The organism is Joostella atrarenae (genome assembly GCF_021764745.1).
Taxonomy (GTDB): Bacteria; Bacteroidota; Bacteroidia; order Flavobacteriales; family Flavobacteriaceae; genus Galbibacter; species Galbibacter atrarenae.
Genome location: NZ_JAETXX010000014.1, coordinates 55210 through 79300 on the forward strand (window position 1 = coordinate 55210; position 24091 = coordinate 79300).

The following is a 24091-nucleotide window of genomic DNA, read 5'->3' on the forward strand; positions in this document are numbered from 1 at the left end:
ATGAAACTTCAAATTCTACTATACATATACTGTTTACTTCAAATAAGTTCATGTGATTCAAATTCAACTGAGGAAGGTGACAATCTTTTACCAGAATCGGAGGATGAGATTTTGGAAGATCCTACGGTGGGTTATACTCTTGGAGATTTAGAGATCCCAAATAGTCAGGGTAATCCCCCAATAGATATGAATTGGTCACTTCTGAATGATTTTTCTGATGAGTTTAATTATGACGGAAAGAGCGAAGAATTCTCAAAAAAATGGAATGACACATATTTTAGTAGTTGGGTAGGCCCAGGATTAACAGAATGGACATCACAAAACTCTAATATTGATGGAGGAAATTTGATTTTAGAAGGCTCCAGAAAGCCAAACACAGATAAGGTTTATTGTGGTGTAATATCTTCCAAAAATAAAATTAAGTTCCCTATTTATACAGAGGTAAGAGCTAAAATTGCGAATCAAGTGTTATCCTCAAACTTTTGGTTTTTAAGCGAGGATGACGAAAGAGAGATTGATGTTTTGGAATGTTATGGTAGTGATCGTCCTGACCAAAGCTGGTTCGCAGCAAGAGCTTCTTCTAATACACATGTATTTATTAGGGACGAGGAAACCAATGCAATAATAGAAAATTTTGATGACCAGACCCATCATACATTACCTAATGAAGAGCCATGGCGAAAGGATTTCCATCGTTATGGAATTTATTGGAAGGATGCTTTTAATCTGGATGTTTTTTATGACGGAGTGTTAGTAGATCAAATAAGAGCTGACGATATAAAAGATCCCGAAGGCCTAGGAATAGATCGAGAAATGTATATGATTCTAGATTTAGAAGATCATGCATGGCGATCTAATCAAAATCCACCCATCGTCGCTACAGATAATGAATTAGAAAACGAAGATAAGAATAAGTATCTAGTAGATTATGTTAGAACGTATCAACCAATAACAGAATTTAATGGTGGTTTGATTAAAAATGGTAGCTTCAATAATCCTAACCTGTCAGATTGGTACAGGAAAGGACCAGTTTCTATTTCTACAAGTTCAGAAACTAATATAGACGAAGCGTATACACTAAAGTTAGAAACATCTGGCTCGGTAATTCAAAAGATTCAAGTAACTCCTAATACCAATTATAAGCTTATTTGGAAGTATTTCTCATTTGGTAGCGGTTCTGAAATCAATGTATTAGGGATAGCGAAATCGACTTTAGCTGCAACAGAAAATTGGAAAAATAATAGTATAACCTTCAATTCGAAATCTCAAAACGAAATTTTTATAAAAGTAGAGAACACTATAGATAAGCCATTATTTATAGATGCATTTCAATTAAATAAAGAATAATAAATAAACATGAAAGCAACACAATATCAAGGAAACAAAACATTTAATGTCATCGACAAAGAAATCTCGGAGCCAAGTAAGGGGGAAGTTAGAATCAAAGTAGCCTATGTAGGTGTTTGTGGCACTGATGTGCATATATATCATGGAATGATGGACAAACGTGTTGATTTTCCAGCTACTATAGGTCATGAAATGTCTGGTACTATTGATGCTATAGGAGAAGGGGTTACAGAGTTTAAAACAGGTGATAAAATTGTAGTAAGACCGCTAGATGATCGTTTAGTAAAACCATCTGATAAGGGGAATAATCATATTTGTGAAGACTTAAAATTTATTGGTATCGACAGTGAAGGGGCTATGCAGCAATATTGGAATGTTCCCTCCTTTGTGCTACATAAATTAAAACCTGAGACAGATTTAAAACTAGCAGCTTTAATAGAACCTCTTTCGGTAGCAACGCACGATGTTCGTAGAAGCGGACTTGTAAAAGGAGAAACAGCTGTTGTGTTGGGAGGCGGACCTATAGGAATGTTAGTTGCTATGGTTGCAAAAGAAAAAGGGGCTCAAGTAATAATCTCTGAAGTTAACCCTAAGCGAATTGAAAAAGCTAAAGCTTTAGGCTTTGATGCAATAAATCCTATGGAAGTGGATTTAGTTGAATATATAAAATCAAAAACAGATAATCGCAAAGCCGATGTAGTTTTTGAAGTTGCAGGAGTTCAACCTGCATTAGATATAATGTGCGAAGTAGCGGGAATTCGAGGAAGAATTGTAATGGTAGCAATTCACGGGGAGAAGAAACCTGTAGACCTTTTTAAATTCTTTTGGAAAGAACTTAGTCTTATTGGAGCAAGAGTTTATGAGAAAGAAGATTATGAGAAGTCTATTGAATTAATTACCGCAAATGAATTGCCTTTTCAAGAAATGATAACGGATGTACAACCGTTAACTAATATTCAGCAAGTTTTTGAAAACATAGATAAGAATCCTTCTGGAATGAAGGTATTAATGGATTGTAGTTTATAATAAAAAGAGATAAAATGAGTGTTTTAGATACGTTTAAATTAGAAGGAAAAACAGCCTTAGTAACAGGGTGCAAAAGGGGAATAGGAAAAGCTATGGCGATTGGTCTAGCTGAAGCAGGAGCTAATATTATTGGTGTTTCTGCTAGTTTAGAATTAAATGGAAGTGATGTCTCTAAAGAAGTAGAATCTAGAGGGAAGAAGTTTAGCGCATATCAGTGTGATTTTTCAGATAGAAAGTCCCTATATAAGTTTATTGAAGAGGTTAAAAAAGATCATAAAAAGATTGATGTTTTAATCAATAATGCAGGAACAATTCTTAGAACTCCTGCAGCAGAACATCCTGATGAAATGTGGGATAAAGTTATTGAAGTAAATCAAAATGCACAGTTTATTTTAACAAGAGAAATAGGTAAAGAAATGATAGCGAGAGGGGAAGGTAAAATTATTTTCACTGCTTCTTTATTAACGTTCCAAGGTGGAATTACTGTACCAGGATATGCTGCAAGTAAAGGGGCTATTGGACAATTAACAATGGCTTTTGCAAATGAATGGGCTAGTAAAGGGGTAAATGTAAATGCTATCGCACCAGGCTACATAGCGACTGATAATACGGAGGCCTTGAGAAATAACCCTGAAAGAGCTGAATCTATATTGTCTAGGATCCCATCCGGTAGATGGGGAGAACCAAAGGATTTTGCTGGTCCTGTTGTGTTTTTAGCTTCTGAAGCAGCTAGTTATATGAATGGATCTATCGTTTTAGTTGACGGTGGATGGATGGGGAGATAAATTTTAAACCTTAAAGAAAACGATTATGTCAGAAATTAAAGAATATCAGTTATTTATAGATGGTAAATGGAAGACTTCAACTTCAGGAGAAACCATTGATATTGTGAGTCCTTCAACGGGAGAAGTTTTTGCAAAAGTACAGAATGGAACTCCAGAAGAGGCGATTGATGCTTTAAATGCTGCAGATAAAGCTCAAAAGGAATGGAAAAAAATACCAGCACGAAAACGAGCAGAACTACTCTATAAATTAGCAAATGAAATAAAAGAGAATGCCGACTTCTTAGCTGAATTATTGGTTAAAGAACAAGGTAAGCTATTGAAAGTGGCGAAAGGTGAAGTAGCAGTAACAGCATCATTTATTGAATATGCTTGTGAAGGTGCTCGTAGGATTGAAGGAGATATAATTCCTTCTGATAACCCAGACGAGCAGATATGGATACAGAAAGTACCGAGAGGAGTAGTAGTTGCAATTACAGCTTGGAATTTTCCTTTAGCATTAGCTGGTCGTAAGTTGGGGCCAGCACTAATTGCAGGAAATACTATTGTAATAAAACCAACTTCAGAAACACCATTAGCTACCTTAGAATTAGGGGCTTTAGCTAATAAAGTAGGAATCCCTCCTGGAGTTATTAATATCCTTACAGGTCCAGGGAGAGCTATGGGAAATACACTTGTGGAGAGTCCTATTACAAAAATGGTAACGATGACGGGTTCTACTCCCGTAGGACAACAAATAGCAAGAAACGCAGCACAAAATCTTACACATGTTCAATTAGAATTAGGAGGAAAAGCACCTTTTATTGTATTTGAAGATGCAGATATCGATGCAGCAGTAGCTAGTGCTTTACATTCACGTTTTGATAATTGCGGACAAGTATGTACTTGTAACGAACGATTATATGTTCATGAAGATATTTATGATGTATTTATTAAAAAATTTATAGATAAAGTAAAGGCGATAAAAATTGGAGATCCTATGTTGGAAGACACTGATATGGGACCAAAAGTAAATGCCTCAGAGTTAAAAAACATGGAGCATTTGGTAGCTGTTAGTATAAAGGAGGGAGCAACGATTGCCACAGGAGGAAAAAAACCAGAAGGCGACCAATTTAAAAATGGATATTGGTTTGAACCAACAGTACTTACAAATGTGTCTCAAGATATGACTATTGTACACGAAGAATCTTTTGGACCAATTTTACCTGTTTTGAAATTTAAAACATTTGACGAGGTAATCGGGTATGCAAATGATTGCGAATATGGATTAGCAGCAATGGTATTTACTAATGACATGAATACTATTATGAAGTGTAATGATGAGCTAGAATTCGGAGAGATATATGTAAATCGAGGTCATGGAGAACAACATCAAGGTTTTCATAATGGATATAAATTATCGGGCTCTGGGGGAGAAGATGGGAAGTATGGATTTGAGCAATATTTAGAGAAGAAGACATTTTATTTAAAGTTTAAATCATAACCATGTTTAAGTTTAGTTTAATTTTTTCAACAGTCTTGAGCTTACTTGGAAACCCCATTTTTAATATTGAAAACCAAGAGATAGTTCCACAAAATAAAATTGTTAATAATGATACACTTCCGAATGTTGTGATTATTTATTTAGATGATTTAGGATACGGAGATCTTAGTAGTTATGGTGCAACAGAGATTAAAACACCTAATATTGATAGATTAGGAAATGAGGGAATTCGCTTTATAAATGGATATGCTACCTCCGCCACATGTACACCTAGTCGTTATGGATTACTAACAGGAGTTTATCCATGGAGAAATAAAAATGCTAAAATATTACCTGGTGATGCGCCAATGCTAATTGATACTAAACAGAAAACATTGCCAAAAATGTTTAAACAGAAAGATTATCATACAGCAGTAATTGGAAAATGGCACTTAGGATTAGGTAATGGTAAGATAAATTGGAATGAATATATAACACCAAACCCAAATGATGTAGGATTTGATTACTCTTATATCATGGCGGCTACGCAAGACCGTGTTCCCACAGTTTATATTGAAAATGGTAATGTAGTGGGTTTAGATAAAGATGATCCTATTGAAGTTAGTTATTCTGAAAATTTTAAAGGAGAGCCAACAGCAATTTCAAATCCAGAATTATTGACCATGAATTGGCATCATGGTCATAATAATAGTGTTGTGAATGGAATACCAAGAATTGGTTTTATGAAAGGAGGAGAAGCCGCTAAATGGAGCGATATTGATATGGCCGATCATTTTTTATCTAAAGCTAAATCGTATGTAAAAGAACATAAATCAGCACCTTTTTTCTTGTATTATGCTTTGCAACAACCACACGTCCCTCGTACACCACATCCTCGTTTTGTAGGTAAGTCTGGAATGGGACCTAGAGGTGATGTTATTTTAGAAGCTGACTGGGTTATTGGAGAGTTCATTAAAACTTTAGAAGAGGAACAATTACTAGATAATACATTAATAATACTTTCTAGCGATAATGGTCCAGTTTTAAATGATGGTTACAATGATTTTGCTGTTGAGAAATTGGGAAATCATGACCCAAAAGGAGGATTACGTGGAGGAAAATACAGCTTATTAGAAGCGGGGACTCATGTTCCTTTTATGGCTTATTGGAAAGGTAAAATCAAGCCTAGCGTATCAAACGCCTTAATTTGTCAGGTTGATTTAATGACGTCTTTATCAAGTTTAATAGGTGTAGACTATTCTTCTGATTATTTAGATAGCCAAGATTTGTCTTCAGTCCTAACAGGAAAAAGTAATAAAGGGAGATCAGAACTAATTATAGAAGCCAATTCATTAACAGCATTACGAGCTGGTAATTGGGTTATGATACCTCCTTACGATGGAAATTCATTTAATGAAAATGTACAAATAGAATTGGGAATCTCAGATAAGTACCAATTATATAATCTAAAGGAGGATAAAAGTCAGGAGAAAAACTTAGCACTTGTAAAAACGAAAAAGCTTAAGGAAATGGTAGCACTTTTTGAAACTATAAGAGGTAGGCATAAATAAGAATAAAATAAGCATAGTAATAAATGGGTACAAAAATATCAAATATAAAAACAAGATTATTTAAAGTTCCACTTCCAGAAGTAATGTCTGATGCAAAGCATGGAGATCATTATCATTTCGAGTTGATTACGGTAACCATTACTCTAGAAGATGGCTCTGAAGGTACCGGGTATACCTATACTGGAGGTAAAGGAGGATTTGCTATCAAAGCCATGATTCAGCATGATTTTGAAAAGGTTTTAATAGGTAAGGATGGAACTAATATTTATGAAATTTATGATTTTTTAGAATGGCATATTCATTATGTGGGTCGAGGTGGAATAGCTTCATTTGCAATATCTGCTATAGATATTGCGCTGTGGGATATTCGATGTAAGAAAGCAGAAAAGCCTTTGTGGCAAATGGTAGGAGCATCCGGTAATACCTGTAAAGCTTACTGTGGAGGAATTGATTTAATGTTTCCGAAGGAAAAATTATTAAATAATATTCAAGGGTATTTAGATCGAGGTTTTTCAGCTGTGAAAATTAAAATTGGTAGAGATAATTTAAGCGAAGATTTAGATAGAATTAAAGCCGTGAGGGAATTAATTGGTCCTGATGTAACTTTTATGGTTGATGCTAATTATTCTATGACAGTAGATGAAGCAATTAAAGCAATAGAAGGATTTAAGCAGTTTGATATTACCTGGTTTGAAGAGCCTATAATTCCTGATAATTATAAGGGATATGGAGAAATTGTTGATAAAACTGGATTTCCTATTGCCATGGGAGAGAACTTACATACTATTCATGAGTTTGAGTATGCATTTGAGCAATCTAAATTATCATTCATTCAGCCAGATGCTTCTAATTGTGGGGGGATAACAGGTTGGCTAGCAGCTGCTAGATTGGCAAATAAATATGGTATTCCTGCTTGTTCACATGGAATGCAAGAACTACATGTAAGTCTTGTCTCAGCTCAACCAAATTCGGGTTGGCTAGAGGTACATAGCTTTCCAATAGATGAGTACACCTTGAGACCATTGGTTGTAGAAAATCATAGAGCGGTAGCTTCGGATAAGCCAGGAATAGGAGTCGAGTTCAATTGGGAGAAATTAAAACCTTTTAAAGTATAAAAGTATGAATATATCAAAATCACAGTTTGGGATTTTAAATGGGAAAGAAGTTTACAGATATACATTATCTAATAATAATGGGATGCAAGTAAGCATAATTAATTATGGAGCCACAATTACTTCAATAATGATTCCAGATTCAGAAAATAATCCGCTTGAGATAAGCTGTGGTTTTGATAAAATAGAAGATTATTTTTCCGAAGAGTACATAATGAATTCCCCGTATTTTGGAGCCACTATAGGTAGATATTGTTCCCAAATAAAAGATGCAACTTTTAATTTGAATGGAGTTACATATAATTTATCAGCTAATGCAGGTAAGAATAATTTACATGGAGGAAAAGTAGGCTTTGACAAAAAACTATGGGAACTAGAATCTCTTTATGAAGGAAAAGAGGAGTGCTTTATAGTTTTAACATTAAATAGTATAGCTATGGAAGAGGGGTTTCCAGGAGATACACTCATTAAGTTAAAGGTGTTACTTAACAACAGTAACGAACTCAAATTTAATTATGAGGCTATTCCTGAGAAGGATACCCCTTTATCTCTTACAAATCATACCTATTTCAATTTATCAGGGTTTGAAGAATCTATAGAAAATCACTTGGTTCAAATTTCAAGTAAAGAGAAATTAAAATTAGATGAAACAGGAGCTGCGATAGGTGAAATTGTTTCGCTAGAAAATAATCCTGATGATTTAAGAAATCCGCAAACGATTTCGGAAGTACATGCAAAAATGAATGATGGTTTTGAGCATTATTACATTTTTGAAAAGCAAGACTTTAAACTTCAGAAGATCGGATTCATAAAAGACATTGATAGTAATAGGACTCTTGAAATAAGTACAACAGAGCCTGGAATGCTATTTTATACAGGAAAGTATACATCAGATACATTGAAAAGAAACTCAGAAATAAAATATGGAAAATATAGAGGCTTTTGTTGTGAGACACATAGATATCCTAACGGGCCGAATATAAAAAATTCACCTAAGTCAATTACCAATGCAGGAGAAACCTATAAAAGTACTACTATTTTTAAATTTATTTTTTAACCTAAACTAAACTAAAAGAATTATGCTAGAAGGAGTAATATTAGCAATTATAGCTGGACTTATGCTAGGTTTATATGCTTTGCCAGAGAAGTTCACAAAAGATTTTAAGTTCGAAAACACATGGGGTTTGTTTTTTTTACTCACCATGTTTGTAGTTCCAATCTTAGCTTCTTTTATATTAATAAATGATTTTGGAGGTGTATTCGAGGCCGTTCCAAATCATATTTTATTTAAAATGGCGGGAGCCAGTTTTCTTTGGGGAATAGGAGTAATGATGTGGGGTAAAGCAATAAACCATATAGGACTTTCCCTAGGTTTTTCTCTTTTTATAGGAACTGTTATTCTTGTGGGGTCAATATTACCTTTTATAGTAGAAGGTCTTCCTTCTGAGAATGTCTTTATTACTATTTTAATAGGGATTCTTATAGTTCTTATTGGAGTGATTTTTAATGGGAAGGCAGGTCTAGTTAGAGAAAAAGATGAAGAAGGTAAAGATGCTAAACATCAAAAAGGAAAAATGTTAACGGGTATTTTGATTGCTGTTATCGGAGGTTTACTTGCCACTGGTTTTAGTTATGCTAATGCAGTTGGAAGACCCTATATTCATGAAGCTTGTCAAGCTGCAGGAAATCCAGAGTGGGTAACAGCAGTTGCTGTAATGTTTCCTATTTTTATAAGTGGGGGTATTGTAATGGCAGCTTATTTTGTTAGTCAATTAACCACTAAAAAGGCATGGGGAGATTTTAAAACGTCTCATTTTGGTATGAACTTTTTCTTAATTCTTATCATGGCAATCTTCCATTATGCAGCATCTGCTTTATTTGCTTTTGCAGCATTTAAATTAGGAGAAGTAGGAAATACTGTTGGTTATGCAATATTTAATACTTCTTGTGTAGTAACTGCAATTATTAGTGGTTTAATAACCGGTGAGTGGAGTCAAGCTTCAAGTAGAGCTAAGATGTTTTTATATTTAAGCGTATTGTGTATGGTTATTGGGATAATAATTATAGCAATAGGAAATGGACTTTAATAGAATGTAAAATGATATGGAATTAATACTTTATATTCCACTTCAATCTAAAAATAAAATAAGAAGTTATATGGAATAGCTTTTATATTTATATTCATTTTTAATGATAATTTAAGAGCTTCAACATATATAAATTAATTAGTAAATCTTATAAAAGATTTAATATAAAATACAACGAAAACGAATAAAAGATGAGAAAATTTAAAATAAGTGCAGCGTTGCTTTTAGGATTGATTTTAATATCCTGTAATGAAAAACAAGAGGAGCAAACGGATATAAAAAATACGGAGTCAGAACTTAAAATTTCTAAAGAGCAACAAGATTTTTTAGGAATAACTAATTCAGATAAATTAAGTGCTGCATCAAAAAGGGCATTAAAATGGCCTAAGGACTTAGGAAACGATTGGTTTTTTGAGTATAAAGTGGAAGACTTAAAAGGAGATCTTGCATATGAGGAAGGAGTAGTAAGGCGTGATCCTAGTGCATTGATCAAAGAAAATGGAAAATATTATGTTTGGTACACTAAATCTGTAGGACCGACGCAAGGGTTTGCAGGTGATATTGAAAATGATAAAGTTTTTCCTTGGGATAGATGCGATATATGGTATGCAACTTCAGAAGATGGCATTACATGGAAAGAAGAAGGTATTGCAGTTGCTAGAGGAGAAAAAGGAGCTTATGATGATCGATCCGTTTTTACAGTAGAAATAATGAAAGATAAAAACAAATACTACTTATGCTATCAAACAGTAAAGTCTCCATATAATGTACGTGTTAAAAATCAAGTGGGACTTGCTTGGTCTGATTCACCAGATGGACCGTGGACAAAAAGTAAAGAACCTATTTTGAGTCCGGCTGACAACGGAATTTGGAAAGGCGATGAAGATAATCGTTTTGCAGTAGAGAAAAAGGGAGATTTTGACAGTCATAAAGTGCACGACCCTTGTATTATTCCATTTAATGGCAAGTATTATTTATACTATAAAGGAGAACAAATGGGAGAGGAAATCACTTTTGGAGGAAGACAAATTCGTCATGGTGTAGCAATCGCAGACAACCCTAAAGGCCCATATGTAAAATCTCCTTATAATCCTATTAGCAATAGCGGTCATGAAATTTGTGTATGGAAATATAATGGAGGGATTTCATCTTTAATAACTACAGATGGTCCAGAAAAGAACACAGTTCAATGGTCTCCAGATGGTATTAATTTTGAAATTAAAAGTGTTATTAAAGGAGCTCCTCATGCCATTGGGTTAAATAGAACGTTGGATGCTGAGAAGTCTCCGATAGAAATTTTAAAATGGGGACTTACACATCAATATAAAACTAGTGATTATCAATATATAAGAAGATTTTCCACATGGAGTATAAAGCACCATGTAGCGAAAGGTGAAGATGCCGGTAAATAAAAATTACATTTTAATATAGTGTGACGTTTACTTATTTATATAATATCTTCTTTTCACTAACATTAGTATAGAGAGCATTTTACTCATAATGTTTCTATTGTATAAATAAGTTTTCGTCTTTAAGAGATGTCTATAATCTCGTTTTTATTTGGTACCCTACATAGTAGTGTACCTCGGGCTTTCTATTGTTACAATTCAAACATATTACCTACATGTAACAATTTAATTATCAATCTATTATCTAATAAATAATTATTTATCATGGATAAAAAAAGCAAATATTATCAAAAGTTGTTTTTGTGTATGATTATAAGTTTATTAACTGTTCATACATATGCACAACCCAATACCACTCTTTCACATCAGGAGAGTAATCAGTTCATACGAGATTTTAGTGGCATGAAATGGCGAATGAAAATGATGTTACCTGGGCAGGGAATAAAAAAAGGACTACATAAATTACCACCTGAAGATATAGAAACTTTAGTATGGAATAATGCTGAAGTTCCAGGAGATGTTTATACAGATTTATGGAAAGCTGGTGCTATTGAAGACCCATATTTTGGGAGGAATTCTGTTAAAGCTCAATGGGTGCAGCAATACGAATGGTGGTATGCTTATCAGTTTAGAGTAACTGAGGGGATTCAAGATCAGGTAGTAGATATTGTTTTCGAAGGAGTAGATTATAGTTGTGAGGTATGGTTAAATGGACACTATTTAGGTAAAAATGAAGGAGCATTTTCAGGATTTTCATTTAATGTGAATGATCACTTACGTATAAGTAAGCATGATTATCTCAAGGGGCAGAATATGTTAATTGTAAAGTTAAATCCAGCTCCTCAAGTAAATGCATTGGTAGCAGGTAAAAAAACACCTTGGTTTGGAGATTACTGGAGAGATATAGCTCCTATGGGTATTTGGAGACCTGTTAAAATGGTTCGAAGTGGAAAAGTTCGTTTTAAAGATGTTTATGCAAATACTGAAATAAATAAAGATGGATCTGCGGATGTAGCATTAGAAATGACTGTAGAGAATACAGATGATAACGCTAAACCTATGAACTTTTTAATTTCATTGGAAGGAAAGAACTTTCAATCAAAAAAAATAGAATTTGACTTTAAAGAAATCATAGATTCTGGAATACATAAATTCATCAAAACTATACATTTAGATAACCCAAAATTATGGTGGCCATGGGATTTAGGAGATCCAAATTTATATGAAGCAAAAATATCTCTAAAAGAAGGAGGTATAAATCATGATTTTGAAGAGACAACTTTTGGAATTAGAGAGGTGACCTCAAAATGGAATCCTGGATTTAAAAAAGATGTAGATGTTTCCTTTCCCAGATCAACCTATATAAATGGAAAGTTTCATTTTATTCGATCAGCCTGTTGGGGAGGTCCACCAGATATTTTTGTTGGACGAACTTCTAAGGAAGAATATTATGAGCTCATTAAATTGGCTAAAGAAATGAATATGAATAATATTCGTATTTTTGGATGGCATCCTCCAGAGATTCCAGAGTTTTATGAATATGCAGATGAAATGGGAATGACTATTTGGCAAGATATGATACCTCTTGGAACAGGAAATTTCCCCATTGATGAAGATCATGTTTCCGAAGTTTTAAATGAAGCAGTTAAAGTAGTAAAGGAAAGAAGAAATCATCCTTCATTAATAATGATGGAAGGAGGAGAAGAAATGATGTTTCGAACTCGTGATCCACATGCTGGTAGAAAATTTTTAGAACGTTTAGGAGATTCGTTACAAGCTTATGCTGCACTCCCATATGTTCCGGATTCGCCTATGACCGACCATGTGGCTCAGAAAGCTGGATTTAAACCTAAGGAAGCAGTTCATGCCTTACGTTATTTTTACGATATGGGACAATGGTTGCATGAAGATTGGTATCAAACTAAAGCTGATGGTTATCCAATTGTACCAGAATTTGCAATAACTTCTGTGCCATCTGTAGAAAGTTTAAAAAAATTTATTCCTGAAAATGAACTATGGAAACCTGGATTAAGTTGGGGACACCATTGGGCAGATTTAACCCGTTTACGTATGCAAAATTGGGATGTTTTTGGAGATGAAATGAAAGGCTCATTAGAGGAATTTGTCAATGCCACGCAAGATGCTCAAGGGGTGATTTTCCAAAATGGAATTGAACATTTCCGTAGGGATAAACCAAGTTTAAGTGCAATTGCATTATGTCATTATATTACTTATTGGCCAGATATGAAATGGGGTATAGTAGATAATTATCAAAAACCCAAACGCTCTTATTATTTTGTGCAGAAGGCATACCAACCGCTATTGGTAAACTTTGAATTTAAGAAAAGGAGGTGGCATAATGATGAGCCATTTTTGGGTAATATATGGGTGATTAATGATTTTTATAAATCATATGAAAATTGTACAATCAATTTTATAATTAAGAATGATAGTAAGAAAACGTTATTTAAAAAGACGTTCGATGTAGATGTAATCAAAGAAAATAGCGCTAAAGAATTCTTCAGAATAGAGGAGGATATCTTAAATAAAGTTAAGGAGAAGTTTTACGTAGAAATGGAATTACTAGATAAGGATGGCAAACAAATTTCTCACAATGATTATTTCTTTTTGATAGGTGACCAGAAAGCTGCTACTAAAAAATTTCAAGAATGGAAGATAGAACGTCTAAAGCAAGAAAATGAGAATGGTCATGGTGGTTATGGATCCTATTATTTCTTTTTTGATGAACTTACTCGACAAAATGGTAGTGACTATCAAAGTGGAACAGAAACCCCAAGAGCAAAAGGTTTTTAAATGAATTCTTCTGATATGATTATACATAAATTGAAAAATTTAGATAATACAGTATAGTCAGTTATTATTTATCATAAGAGCCTCTAAGTATGGCCAGATGACATATATAATTATATTAAACAAAGGAAAATAAGGGGGGGGTAATAGGGCCCTTCCCCCTTTATGAATACACCCTAGAGGGGTGTTGAGATGGGTTCTAACCATTAAATTAATGCTTATAAGCGATAAAAGAAGGCTATTTTGCTACTTGCTATGGCCTATTAGGGGTGTTGAGGTGGGCAACGCCCTATGAAGAGAGGGGTCAAAGGGGGTGTAGATAGGGCTATGGGGTGGCTTAATATGGGTGTTTGGCTATAAAACGACCCAAATAAGGTCTTCCGTAACCGTTATAAGGGATGTTCTGATCCCTGGTAGTCTTAATTGAAATAGTATTTAAAAGCAAAAAAACCATAACTTTCGTTATGGTTTTTCTTTGCGGAGAAAGAGGAACTAATCATTTAAGTTTGTTTTATTGATTTTAAAGGGCTGCAAAAAGCACAGAAAATTACTGACACCGAATATTTCTCTTTTTAACAAAAGTTTATGATTTAGAGGTGTATATCATTAGTAAAACACTTGTTTCTATAATATCATTCATCAGATGTAATTACTATTTTTTATTTTTAAATTTAAATCTTATAATTATAAAGAATAGTAATTAGTCTCTTGTAAATGAGTTAGAAAGTTATATATCTTAAGTAGATTCTGTAAAATCATATCATCGGCCAATTTTACTGGCGTTACATTGCCTTTCTGAATGATTCATTTGAGACAAGATGTGTATGATAATATGATTGACTATTAGTAATATTATTATCTGATAATTTTGCAATGGTATTTAACCAAATATACCCATAAAAATGAAGAGATAAGGTCGTATTTACTCAAAGCTATAATAGTGCCTATTAATGGAGGGCTTAACTATTAGCTAGGATCTAATTAAAAAACCGAATGAAGAATTTCGTTTATGTATTTCCTATTATGATTAACTAGCCGAGCTTAATTATTTTTCATAGAAATTAAATGGACTATTGAATTGAAATATAGATTACTTTTACTAAAAGGAGTGGCTTTCATAAATGAAACTATCCGAAAGGAGAATAAACAAATGTTATCCTCGATTTAACACATGGGAAACTTAATAATACTGTAAAAGTTTTGGAATCTATATTACTTAATTATTCTACTATTGTACGGATGACGAGACTATCTTGTCACCATCTAAAACGTTTTAGCCTACATCTTACAGTCTGTTTTAAATCTAAGTCACCGGATAGATCACTTTAATATGATAGAACTTTCTTTTTTGTACTTTTCAATTAAAAGTTTATTCAAATTAAGTCACTTGCGGAAATTTTTTGATTAAAATGACTAATCAAAATGTGTTAGCTATCTTCATTTTCATAAGAATCTTAAGAGAGTATGAGACGAGTTCATCGATGATAAACTATAATAACTCTGTTGATATTTTTGTGTATTAATCGCTTATTTTCAAGGTAATATGGTTGAGAATTCAAATTATCAGTATCATTTCTGATTATATGTAGTCAATAGTTCATCTCACTAGTAGACATCTTAAAGAATGATTGCTGACAATGAATAAAAGGGATGTTTAATTTAATTTATTGAAGTTTGTAGATACATATTACATTTAGTATATTATTTACTTAAAGGTGATGTAAACATGCTTTTCCATGAAAATCTTTTCTTTTCTTCTCCATATTTATAACCATACTCTAAGTTATTCATTTTGACTCCGTTCAATATTAAGGATGGATTTTTTATTTTCTTTTGTTTATATATTTTCTTTATGAAATGTATATTCTTAAGTTTTGAGTAAGATGCTCTTACCACACATATTGTTACATCTGCGTGCTTGACAATTTCAAAAGAGTCAGCAACGAGCATTAATGGAGCAGAATCTAATATAATATAATCATACTTTTTTTCAACACTTGCTAGAAACATTGCTATTTCTCCATTTTGAAGTAATTCGGATGGGTTAGGAGGTATTGATCCGGAAGTAATCACATCCATATTTTCATGAATAACTTTTTTATTTATTATTTTATCTACATCATTTATGGATTGATTTAGTACGTCTGAAATACCATCATCCTTTAGACTAATTTTTTCTTTTAAATAATTATGAATTTGAGGATTTCTTAAGTCAATCCCAACTAGCAGTACTTTTTTATTCGCACTAGCTAAAACTAAAGAAAGATTAATAGATACAAAGGTTTTTCCTTCACCTTTATCACTGGAGGTTACTAATATTTTAGTAGAAATTGACTTCTTAGTATTTAAGTAATTAAGATTACTCCTTATAACTCTCAAGGCTTCCGCCAATATTGATCTCTCATTTTGAATGATTGTATAATTATCTGTTTTTCCAGTTTCTAGAGGTAACTCTCCTAAAATAGGTATTTCTGGTATTACCTGTTCTAAATCTTCAGTTGTATATACTTTATCTCTAAACACAACAGTGTAGATTATAATAAAAAAAACTGGAAGTCCAAGTCCGATAACAGATGAACCTAAAATAACTAATAGCGGATTAACTGATACAGGTTTAGTTAATGTATATGCATGGTCAATTATTGTAGCCATAGAAAGTAAAGAAGATTTGCTCACGGCAACTTCCTCTCTTTTTCTTAGTAAAAATATATATAGAGCTTCTTTAATATTTTGCTGTCGTTCAATTGCCCTGTAATTCTTTTCTTGACTAGGAATATCGACTATGTTTCTATCATAGATTGACTCTTGCGTATTTAAATCGTTTAGTACTATCTTAACATTATTTAAATGGCTGTTTAGCCCCTCTAGTATGTTTTGACGTAATCTATTGATTCGAGAATCTAATTGTATAACAATTGGATTCTTATTTGTAGAGCTTAACATTAGTTCTTCTCTATGTAATACTAAATTATTGTAATCATTAATTTGATTGGGAATATCGTCTCCATCGATACCTATGTTTGTGGGGAGTAAGTCTGTATTTCGACCTTTTTTTAAATATTCAAGAACAGAATTAATCAACTGTATTTTCGTTAATAGCTCGAGTTTATCTTTTTTTAAATCTGTAATACCATCAATGAAATTTTCAGATTGATAACTTATGTCAGCGAGCTTGTGTTTGCTCTTAAATATTACTTTGTTGTTTTCTATGGAGTCTAATTCTTCTGTTATTATCCTCAATCTTGAATTGATAAACTTTTCTGTATTTTTCGATACTTTTCTTTTCTTTTCTAAATTGTTTTTATTGTAATAATAGATTAAGGTATTGATTATTTTTTCCGAGTCTAGTTTTAAATTACTATTCATAGATAGGGATAAAATAGAGCTTCCATCTATATTAGATACTTGGAGGCTTTCTTGATATTTAGATATCGTACTTTCTTTATCCTCTATCAATATGGTAAATTTATTAAAGTCTAAAGAGTCTTTATTGTAACGTGAATTCAACTCTACATAAAGATTACCATCTTTAAGATTGATTTCTTTATTTAGATCATATATGTGAGATGTGTCATCTTTTATAAGAGTATAAGATTTGAGTTCTTTATTTAGCTTTATTTCAAAGGAATTATTATAATTTTCATTTCTTGATTCAAATTTGAAATTAAATGGTAGCGTTTCTGAGGTAACTTTCTCATTTATAAAATAATGATTCTTATAATAATTATATCTTAAATTAAGACTATCAATTACCTTTATCAGAATTGATCGGGATCCTAAGATTAAGATTTCATTTTGAAGATTGTTATTTTTGGATAATCCACCAAGTAAGCTAAATCCATCTAGCTCTCCTAATGCATCTAAAGGTGAACTTGGGGAGTTTTCATCTATTAAAATTGTTGCAGTAGACTTGTACTTTGTAGGCAAAATGTTTGATAAAATATAGCCTATTGAAGTACAGAATAGCATTGAAATAATAATAATTTTCCAATGATTAATAATCTGTTTAAAAAGTTTTAGTAGGTCAATAACTTCTACTTCCTCTTCAGGAATATTATTATGTGAATTTATCATTTGGAATAATTATCTAGTAAACAGTACAATTAGAGATATAATCACTGAGGCTAGTGATATATATACAGGAGCATTTCTGTTGTAAGATGAACCTTGAACTTGAGATTTATTGGGAACAACATAGACAATATCGTTTTGTTGTAAATAGTAAACAGGAGAGTTAATAAAATTTGAGTTTTTAATGTTTACTCTAAATGTTTTGGTTTTTGAGTCTCCAACTTCTCTAATTACTAAAATGTTATCCCTTTTCCCGTATATAGTTAAATCACCAGCAGTACCTATAGCTTCTAATAATGAGACGTGTTCATCTTGAAATGTATATTGTCCAGGTTTATTTACTTCTCCCAATATTGTGACATTGTAATTTACTATTCTTAAATTTATAATAGGGTCAACCAAGTATTGGGATATCTTTTTTTTAAGGATATCAATCACTTCATTTCTAGTTTTTCCTGCTACATTAACTTCACCTAAAACAGGAAAGTTTATATTTCCATCTTGATTTACTAAATAAGTTTGTATTGCTTGAGAAGTAGTTAATTGTGTAGTAGAAGGGGAATATGATGAAGTTATAGGTAGATTAAAGGGGGCAGCTGCAGCTATATCAGAAGATGAAACGATGATAGTTAGTAAGTCATTATTTGATATTTTTACGGGATTATTATTTGATTTAATTATGTCTTTATTTTTTAAATCTTGAAGATAAACCACTTTTCTTTCAGATACGCATGAAAATAAAACAAAAAAAATGCAACAAATTGCACTGAACTTATAAATGAGCTTCATATACATTACTTTAATTCTATATAGAATAATGTTTGCTTTACAAAGCAAACATTATTCCAGCACTGTGTTGTAAATAGTTGTCCTCACTTCCAGTAAGACCAAACTTACCAACTGTTTGAAGGTTTATTCCAACACGACTACTAATCCAGAAGTTAAATCCACCACCTATATTTGTATTGGCATTTCCCTTAGTAGATATGAAGGTTAAGCCCTGTCCTGCGCTTATATAAGCTTCAAAAAAAGAAGGGTTTTTTATAAATAAATGTGTGAAATACCACGATACATCAATATCTGCAGCAGCATAATTAATTTTATCTGCATTCTTATCACTTTCATTCTTAAGTTTATTTATTGATCCGGTTAATTTAAGACTGAAATTATCACAAAATCTTTTTTGAATGCTAGCTTGTGAGAATAAAAATGCGGCATTCCAATTTTCGAAATATGATTCGAAATGATCTTCATTGGGTCGGATATTATTATCAACAACATTACCACTAACATTTATCACCCATTTGTTTCCGACTTTGTTCATTTGTCTCTCCATATTTTGGTCCTCTTGGGAAAATCCAGCGTTAGAGCATAAACAAATTATACTCATGATTATTATTTTTCTCATATTAAATAGTTTTTAAAGCTTTATATTTTTTTAATTGTCAGTATTTAGGGACCTGTTTAACTTAAAAACACAGTGTTGGTGTTACAAACTATTGATTCAAAATTTTTCTGTAAATTTTTTTTAATAGATATATTTTTAAGCTTTTCAATTTGATTTTTGTTATGAATATCGGTTCCTAAAAAATTAATTTGATTTTCTTTCAATAGTTTCATTCCCATATTTTTGACTCTATTTCCATAATAATCACTAAGGGATAGAGCATTTAATTGAAATAGCCATCCTTGATGTTTCATTCTAACTAAAATTTCATAATTGTTATGAAAATAATTGTACCTTTCAGGATGTGCAAGGACAGGAATGTAATCTCGGTTTTTGAGTTTAGTAAATATAGTTGCCATGTTCATTGGAATTTTAATTTGAGGTAGTTCCATTAAAACATATTTATCCTTTATGCATAGAAGCTCATTATTCTCTATAAGACTTTCAAAATTTTCATCAACCATATATTCTGCAGCCGCATTAATTGAATTCGGACACATACCTTGTACTACAAGATATTTCTTCAAACTATTCAATTCTTCATTTATAATTTTCGATGTATTTGGGTATAATCCCGAAATTACATGAGGAGTGGTTATTAAATTCCTTATTCCTAAATCTTTCAACTCTTTTATTAATTCATATGAATTAATCTTGTTTTTGGATCCATCATCTATTCCAGGGATTAAATGGGAATGTATATCAGTGAAATCATATAAATAATCAGTGATTCTCTTTTTATCTTTAAATATAATTGTCATCAACTTTTCAGTAAAAATTAGATTTACTATTTCATGTAGGTTTTATTGATAGTATTCAATTTTCAAAATTAGTTCTAGATTTTATATTATTCTAATGGCTATTAGAGCCCTCTTTTTTGAAATTTTATAAACGAAAACAAAAAAAATGACCGTCATCAATTATTTGATGATTTTTGTGCAGAAAATTACTTTTATTGCAAGATTCTGGTTATTTATATTGATTTGGACCTTTTTCTTAATGTGATTCAGCAAATTTTTAAGACGTTAAGTGTCATTTTTTTGTCTCACTTATTTGTTTTGTTATTTTTTTTAGTTACACCTAGAATTCTAGGTTCTTTATCCCTAGAGTGGTATTGTAAAAAATGTTTAGTGTTTTAACATTCAGTATTTGAGTGTTTTAGGTGTCCTTGTTAAATGAAGGAAATCTTCCATGTCTTTATGAAAGTGTTATAATAAAAAAAGTATATCTTGTTTTGTTGAAAAGTAATGCTTAGATATAGCTTGAAGGCTGTTCAAGTTAACCATTTTTAATTTTTTTAATTTATGATTTTAAATCAATCTTCATTCTTTTTCTATACGATTTTTAATTGGATTTAGGTTTCAATTTTCTTTAAATCAATTCTTTACATGTTGGATTTATTGTTTTTAAAAAGTTTAAATTTTGTTAATCTTCTACAAAACTGATGATCGTCATTTTTAAGAACCCTCTTCGGTAATAATTTTACAGGCGATAAATTAATTTAAAAATCTTTGTTATGAATAAATCCCTAAAAGTGCAACGTATTAGATGCAGGATAAGATTTTTATTAGCTAACCTTTCAAAGGTGTTGATTTTTGGTGTGTTTGTTTTGTGTATGGCTTTACTGATAGTCAATGTTTTTGAGATATCTGTAAACACTTTTTTCACTAACTATTTAATTGATTTTTTTTCATATCTAGTGATAGGTATATCTATCATTTTTAATTATGAAGTATTAAAATTGGTTTTATGGTGGGGTATTATGCATTTTAGTAAGGAAGATTCTAAAATGATGTTTGAGTATAATGAAACTACTTCTTTGTATTTTATCAATAGAATACGGTCAACTAAAACTTATCTTTTGGGAATTAGTTTTGCTATGGGAGTTCTTTTTTTAATATCGATTGTGATTAGTGTTTTCTTTAATCCTGTAGGAGTGATTTTAATTGTCATGTTGTCTATTGGTTATACTGTGCTCGATATTAAACTTATTTTTAATTTTTTGACAGGAAAACTCTCTGGAGATTATATATCTGGTAGTCTTTATATGGATGATTGTTATTTGTTGAGTAAGGAGTGTTGTGGTTTTAATGAAGGAGCTGATGTTGATGATACATTAATCATTAATATATAATAGGTTAGGGTATGGAGGTCTTGTACGATGTAGGTAGTGGTGAAAAATGGGAAAACAGTTTTGTTAAGTCCTTGGGAGGGACTAAACACGAGGATAGATTCTTTAATTTGAAAAAGAGCAACTACGAAGGAAAGGGGATGGTTTTAACCCTAGAGGAAGGGATGTCTGTTTTTGTTATAGATATTGACTTTGTTGAGGGAGTAGTATTTAAGCAAAGAAATATAAATAATGAGTTTATTGGAATTGGTTACATTATTTCAAATATTGATTATGACTTTTTTTTAGCTGGAGAGAAAAGTATTGAGACAGGTTCTAACTGGCGTAATAAGTTACAAGTTTTGGATAGTTCTATGAATAATAGGATGAAAATAAATGAGAAAGGGAATATGTTTTTAGTTTGCTTTTTTGTTAAGAAGGAAAAATTGCCTTTACTTTTTTTGAAAAATTGTGAATCCGTTTTGGTAAGTGATTTTAGTAAAGACTCTAAATTATCATACAATAGAGAAGCTTATTTAAGAAGCGATTTAATTTCTAGTAATAGTATTGACTCTTTATTAAATATTAAAAAGTTGTGTAGAGATTCATTTCATAATGAGTATAGAGTGTTAAGTATTTTTAACGGATTATTCGGTAGTACAGTTTCTCATATCTGTTCTGGTAAGAAAAGAGCTATAGAAGGCTTATGTGATGTTGATATTGCATTAATAAAAAAATCAGAAGTATATATGCTAAATCGAATTTATGATGCATTTCCTGGAATTTCTGTTTTAAGTAGTGAGTCGTGCATGTCTCCTACTAAGTATAAGACTCTTTTTACTAAGATAAATGGAGTTTCTCCAAGACAATATTTTTTGAAGCATAAAATTTCATTAGCCAAGAATCATGTTTTGGACCGGAGTATGCCTATTGAGGAAATCGCAACTCTTTTTTCTTATCAAAATGTATCTTTCTTTATAAAAACATTTAAAGAGAGTTTTGGAGTTACACCAAAAAAATTAATCTTATAACTATTTAAATGGGAGCTTGTAAACATATTAGTCACAATTTTTCTTTAGACAAGAGTTGGATGGATGAGTTCGTGGGGGAATATGGTTTTGTTGTATCTGAATTCAATGGGAGCATTTATTTTCAAGATGATGAGAACACTGTAAAGATGCATCATTTTTGCGAAGTTTTAAAGGGGAAGTTCTCTGTTTTGTTATCCAATATGACAATTTTTGATAATGTGGTTTTTACTAGAAGGGGATTAGATAATAATACCTTGATAGTCTATCATGACTTTAGTAATGATTCGAATTTACATACAGTAGGTGGGAATAAATATGAAGTAGGAGCAAATAGTGATTTAAATTTTGGATTAATTGATAACAGAATAAAAACATCTTATCAGGCAAAACTGAATAATCACGTTTATTCTTTGCGATTAATTATCGATAAAACTTTTTTATTAGAGAGCTTGGATAAACGATTTGATTATAAATATCTATTTGATTCAATCGAAAAAGAGGGGACTATTACCTATTATGGTAGTATATCAAATGTAGTTCGATTATCTATTCAAGGACTTAACAATATAGATTTTAACGCTATTGAGTTTGAATATCATTTAAAAAGTGTTGCTTTAAAGGTTTTTCATGATTTACTTTTCAGATTTAATACAATGGGGTTTCTTAATAATTCAGGAGTTTCTTTTGTAGATATTGATTCATTAGAAATTTCCAAATCTTTTTTGCATAGTTTGAAAGGTTATGAGTTTCCAGGGTTAAATAAATTGGCTTCACTTTCTAATATGTCAGTTTCTTCTTTTAAAACAAAATTTAAAATTCTTTATGGATGTAGTCCCGCACTATATTTTAAAAGGATGTCTTCAGGTGATTTGTGTAATGTTTAATTTTAATTCACTATAATTCAACATTTTCAAATTAAGTAAAATTCATAAAATATATTCATAGTTTAATTACTGTGATATGTGATATGTCTCTATGTGTATGTTTTACAGTTATGTATGATAAACTTTTGTAATATTTATCTTATATAAATGATTTATTTTCCTTAATGATTATTGATTATATATTATATGTCTTTTAGTGCTATTTATATGTCTTTGTTGGTAAATCTATAACATTTATTAAACATAATTTTGTGATTGTTAGGTGTAAATCTAACGTATTGCTTTTCTTAATACAGAAAGTTGGAGTTTAATTTTAATTAAAAATTTTATGAATAAAAGATTACTTTCAATCGGTGTTTTTCTAGCTTTAGGCGGGAGTGTTTACTCTCAAGTTGGAGTTGGAACGGAGATGCCAAATGGTTCGGCACAATTAGAGGTTGTCGCTAATAATAGGGGGGTCTTGATTCCTCGAATTCAGTTGAATGGTATTGATGATCAATCCACAATATTGAATGGGAATATTAATAGTTTATTAGTCTTTAATACAGCAACAAATTCTACCTTAAGTCCAGGATATTATTATTGGCACGAAGATTCTTGGAAACGTATTGTTGATTCTGATGATATAGCTGGTTTGGATTTGGCTTCAAATACGGTAATATATAATGGGGATTCTTTTACTTATGTAGATGAAAATGGTGAATCTCATGTTATTAATATTAATGAAATTATTAAAGCCAATGAAACAACAACAACGTTAGTAAATAATGAGGATGGTACGTATACATATACAAATGAGAACGGTGATGCTGTAATCATAGATGTTCCTGCAGATGTCATTAATAATTTTGACAAGATAGTTCAAGATCCAGATGTAGTAAATCAAATCACAAATGTGTTTGAGAATACAGAGATTGGAGGAAACGTGAAGTACGATGGAG

General features: G+C 31.5%; 17 protein-coding genes and 1 pseudogene. 14 read left to right on the forward strand and 4 right to left on the reverse strand.

Going from position 1 to position 24091, the window contains the following annotated elements:
* The 10 genes from JM658_RS15610 (at position 1) to JM658_RS15655 (ending at position 13610) form a co-directional block, all read left to right on the forward strand.
* Positions 1-1347, forward strand: a complete 1347-nt coding sequence (locus JM658_RS15610) for a family 16 glycosylhydrolase (RefSeq protein ID WP_236960463.1) — start codon at positions 1-3, stop codon at positions 1345-1347.
* A 9-nt stretch (positions 1348-1356) separates the two neighbouring features.
* The gene (locus tag JM658_RS15615) at positions 1357-2373 is read left to right on the forward strand and encodes a zinc-dependent alcohol dehydrogenase (RefSeq protein ID WP_236960465.1); all 1017 of its coding nucleotides are present in this window, start codon (positions 1357-1359) and stop codon (positions 2371-2373) included.
* Between the two features lie 14 nt (positions 2374-2387).
* Positions 2388-3158, forward strand: a complete 771-nt coding sequence (locus tag JM658_RS15620; RefSeq protein WP_236960467.1) for an SDR family NAD(P)-dependent oxidoreductase — start codon at positions 2388-2390, stop codon at positions 3156-3158.
* Positions 3159-3183: 25 nt separating this feature from the next.
* Complete coding sequence (aldA, locus tag JM658_RS15625; protein ID WP_262911776.1) at positions 3184-4638, forward strand: aldehyde dehydrogenase; 1455 nt, start codon at positions 3184-3186, stop codon at positions 4636-4638.
* 2 nt (positions 4639-4640) lie between these two features.
* Positions 4641-6188 carry a sulfatase family protein gene (locus tag JM658_RS15630; RefSeq protein ID WP_236960469.1) on the forward strand — a complete coding sequence of 516 codons (1548 nt, stop codon included), beginning with the start codon at positions 4641-4643 and terminating at the stop codon, positions 6186-6188.
* Positions 6189-6211: 23 nt separating this feature from the next.
* Positions 6212-7303 (forward strand): mandelate racemase/muconate lactonizing enzyme family protein, encoded by a 1092-nt coding sequence (locus JM658_RS15635; RefSeq protein WP_236960471.1) that lies wholly within the window; start codon positions 6212-6214, stop codon positions 7301-7303.
* Between the two features lie 4 nt (positions 7304-7307).
* Positions 7308-8357: an aldose epimerase family protein gene (locus JM658_RS15640; RefSeq protein ID WP_236960473.1), complete on the forward strand. Its 1050-nt coding sequence runs from the start codon at positions 7308-7310 to the stop codon at positions 8355-8357.
* Between the two features lie 22 nt (positions 8358-8379).
* Positions 8380-9387: an L-rhamnose/proton symporter RhaT gene (locus JM658_RS15645; RefSeq protein WP_236960476.1), complete on the forward strand. Its 1008-nt coding sequence runs from the start codon at positions 8380-8382 to the stop codon at positions 9385-9387.
* 191 nt (positions 9388-9578) lie between these two features.
* A complete protein-coding gene (locus JM658_RS15650) occupies positions 9579-10799 on the forward strand; it encodes a glycoside hydrolase family 117 protein (protein WP_236960478.1) in 1221 nt (406 codons plus the stop codon).
* 303 nt (positions 10800-11102) lie between these two features.
* Positions 11103-13610, forward strand: coding sequence for a glycoside hydrolase family 2 protein (locus tag JM658_RS15655; protein ID WP_236960480.1), 2508 nt, complete (start codon positions 11103-11105; stop codon positions 13608-13610).
* A 1698-nt stretch (positions 13611-15308) separates the two neighbouring features.
* On the opposite strand, the gene JM658_RS15660 is transcribed toward JM658_RS15655, so the two are convergent.
* The 4 genes from JM658_RS15660 to JM658_RS15675 all read right to left on the reverse strand — a co-directional run bounded on the left by JM658_RS15660 (position 15309) and on the right by JM658_RS15675 (position 19886).
* Positions 15309-17681, reverse strand: a complete 2373-nt coding sequence (locus JM658_RS15660) for a GumC family protein (RefSeq protein ID WP_236960482.1) — start codon at positions 17679-17681, stop codon at positions 15309-15311.
* 9 nt (positions 17682-17690) lie between these two features.
* Complete coding sequence (locus JM658_RS15665; protein WP_236960485.1) at positions 17691-18467, reverse strand: polysaccharide biosynthesis/export family protein; 777 nt, start codon at positions 18465-18467, stop codon at positions 17691-17693.
* A 37-nt stretch (positions 18468-18504) separates the two neighbouring features.
* A complete protein-coding gene (locus JM658_RS15670) occupies positions 18505-19002 on the reverse strand; it encodes a hypothetical protein (RefSeq protein WP_236960494.1) in 498 nt (165 codons plus the stop codon).
* A 140-nt stretch (positions 19003-19142) separates the two neighbouring features.
* Positions 19143-19886 carry a tyrosine-protein phosphatase gene (locus tag JM658_RS15675; RefSeq protein ID WP_236960496.1) on the reverse strand — a complete coding sequence of 248 codons (744 nt, stop codon included), beginning with the start codon at positions 19884-19886 and terminating at the stop codon, positions 19143-19145.
* A gap of 755 nt (positions 19887-20641) precedes the next feature.
* On the opposite strand from JM658_RS15675, the gene JM658_RS15680 reads away from it, so the two are divergent.
* From JM658_RS15680 to JM658_RS15695, 4 genes and pseudogenes are all read left to right on the forward strand, one after another.
* Positions 20642-21259, forward strand: a complete 618-nt coding sequence (locus JM658_RS15680) for a hypothetical protein (protein WP_236960498.1) — start codon at positions 20642-20644, stop codon at positions 21257-21259.
* Positions 21260-21270: 11 nt separating this feature from the next.
* Positions 21271-22266 carry a helix-turn-helix domain-containing protein gene (locus tag JM658_RS15685; RefSeq protein ID WP_236960506.1) on the forward strand — a complete coding sequence of 332 codons (996 nt, stop codon included), beginning with the start codon at positions 21271-21273 and terminating at the stop codon, positions 22264-22266.
* Positions 22267-22274: 8 nt separating this feature from the next.
* On the forward strand, positions 22275-23150 hold the full coding sequence (locus JM658_RS15690) for a hypothetical protein (protein WP_236960508.1): 876 nt from the start codon (positions 22275-22277) through the stop codon (positions 23148-23150).
* A gap of 328 nt (positions 23151-23478) precedes the next feature.
* Positions 23479-24091: pseudogene (locus tag JM658_RS15695) on the forward strand (hypothetical protein); the annotation flags it as partial.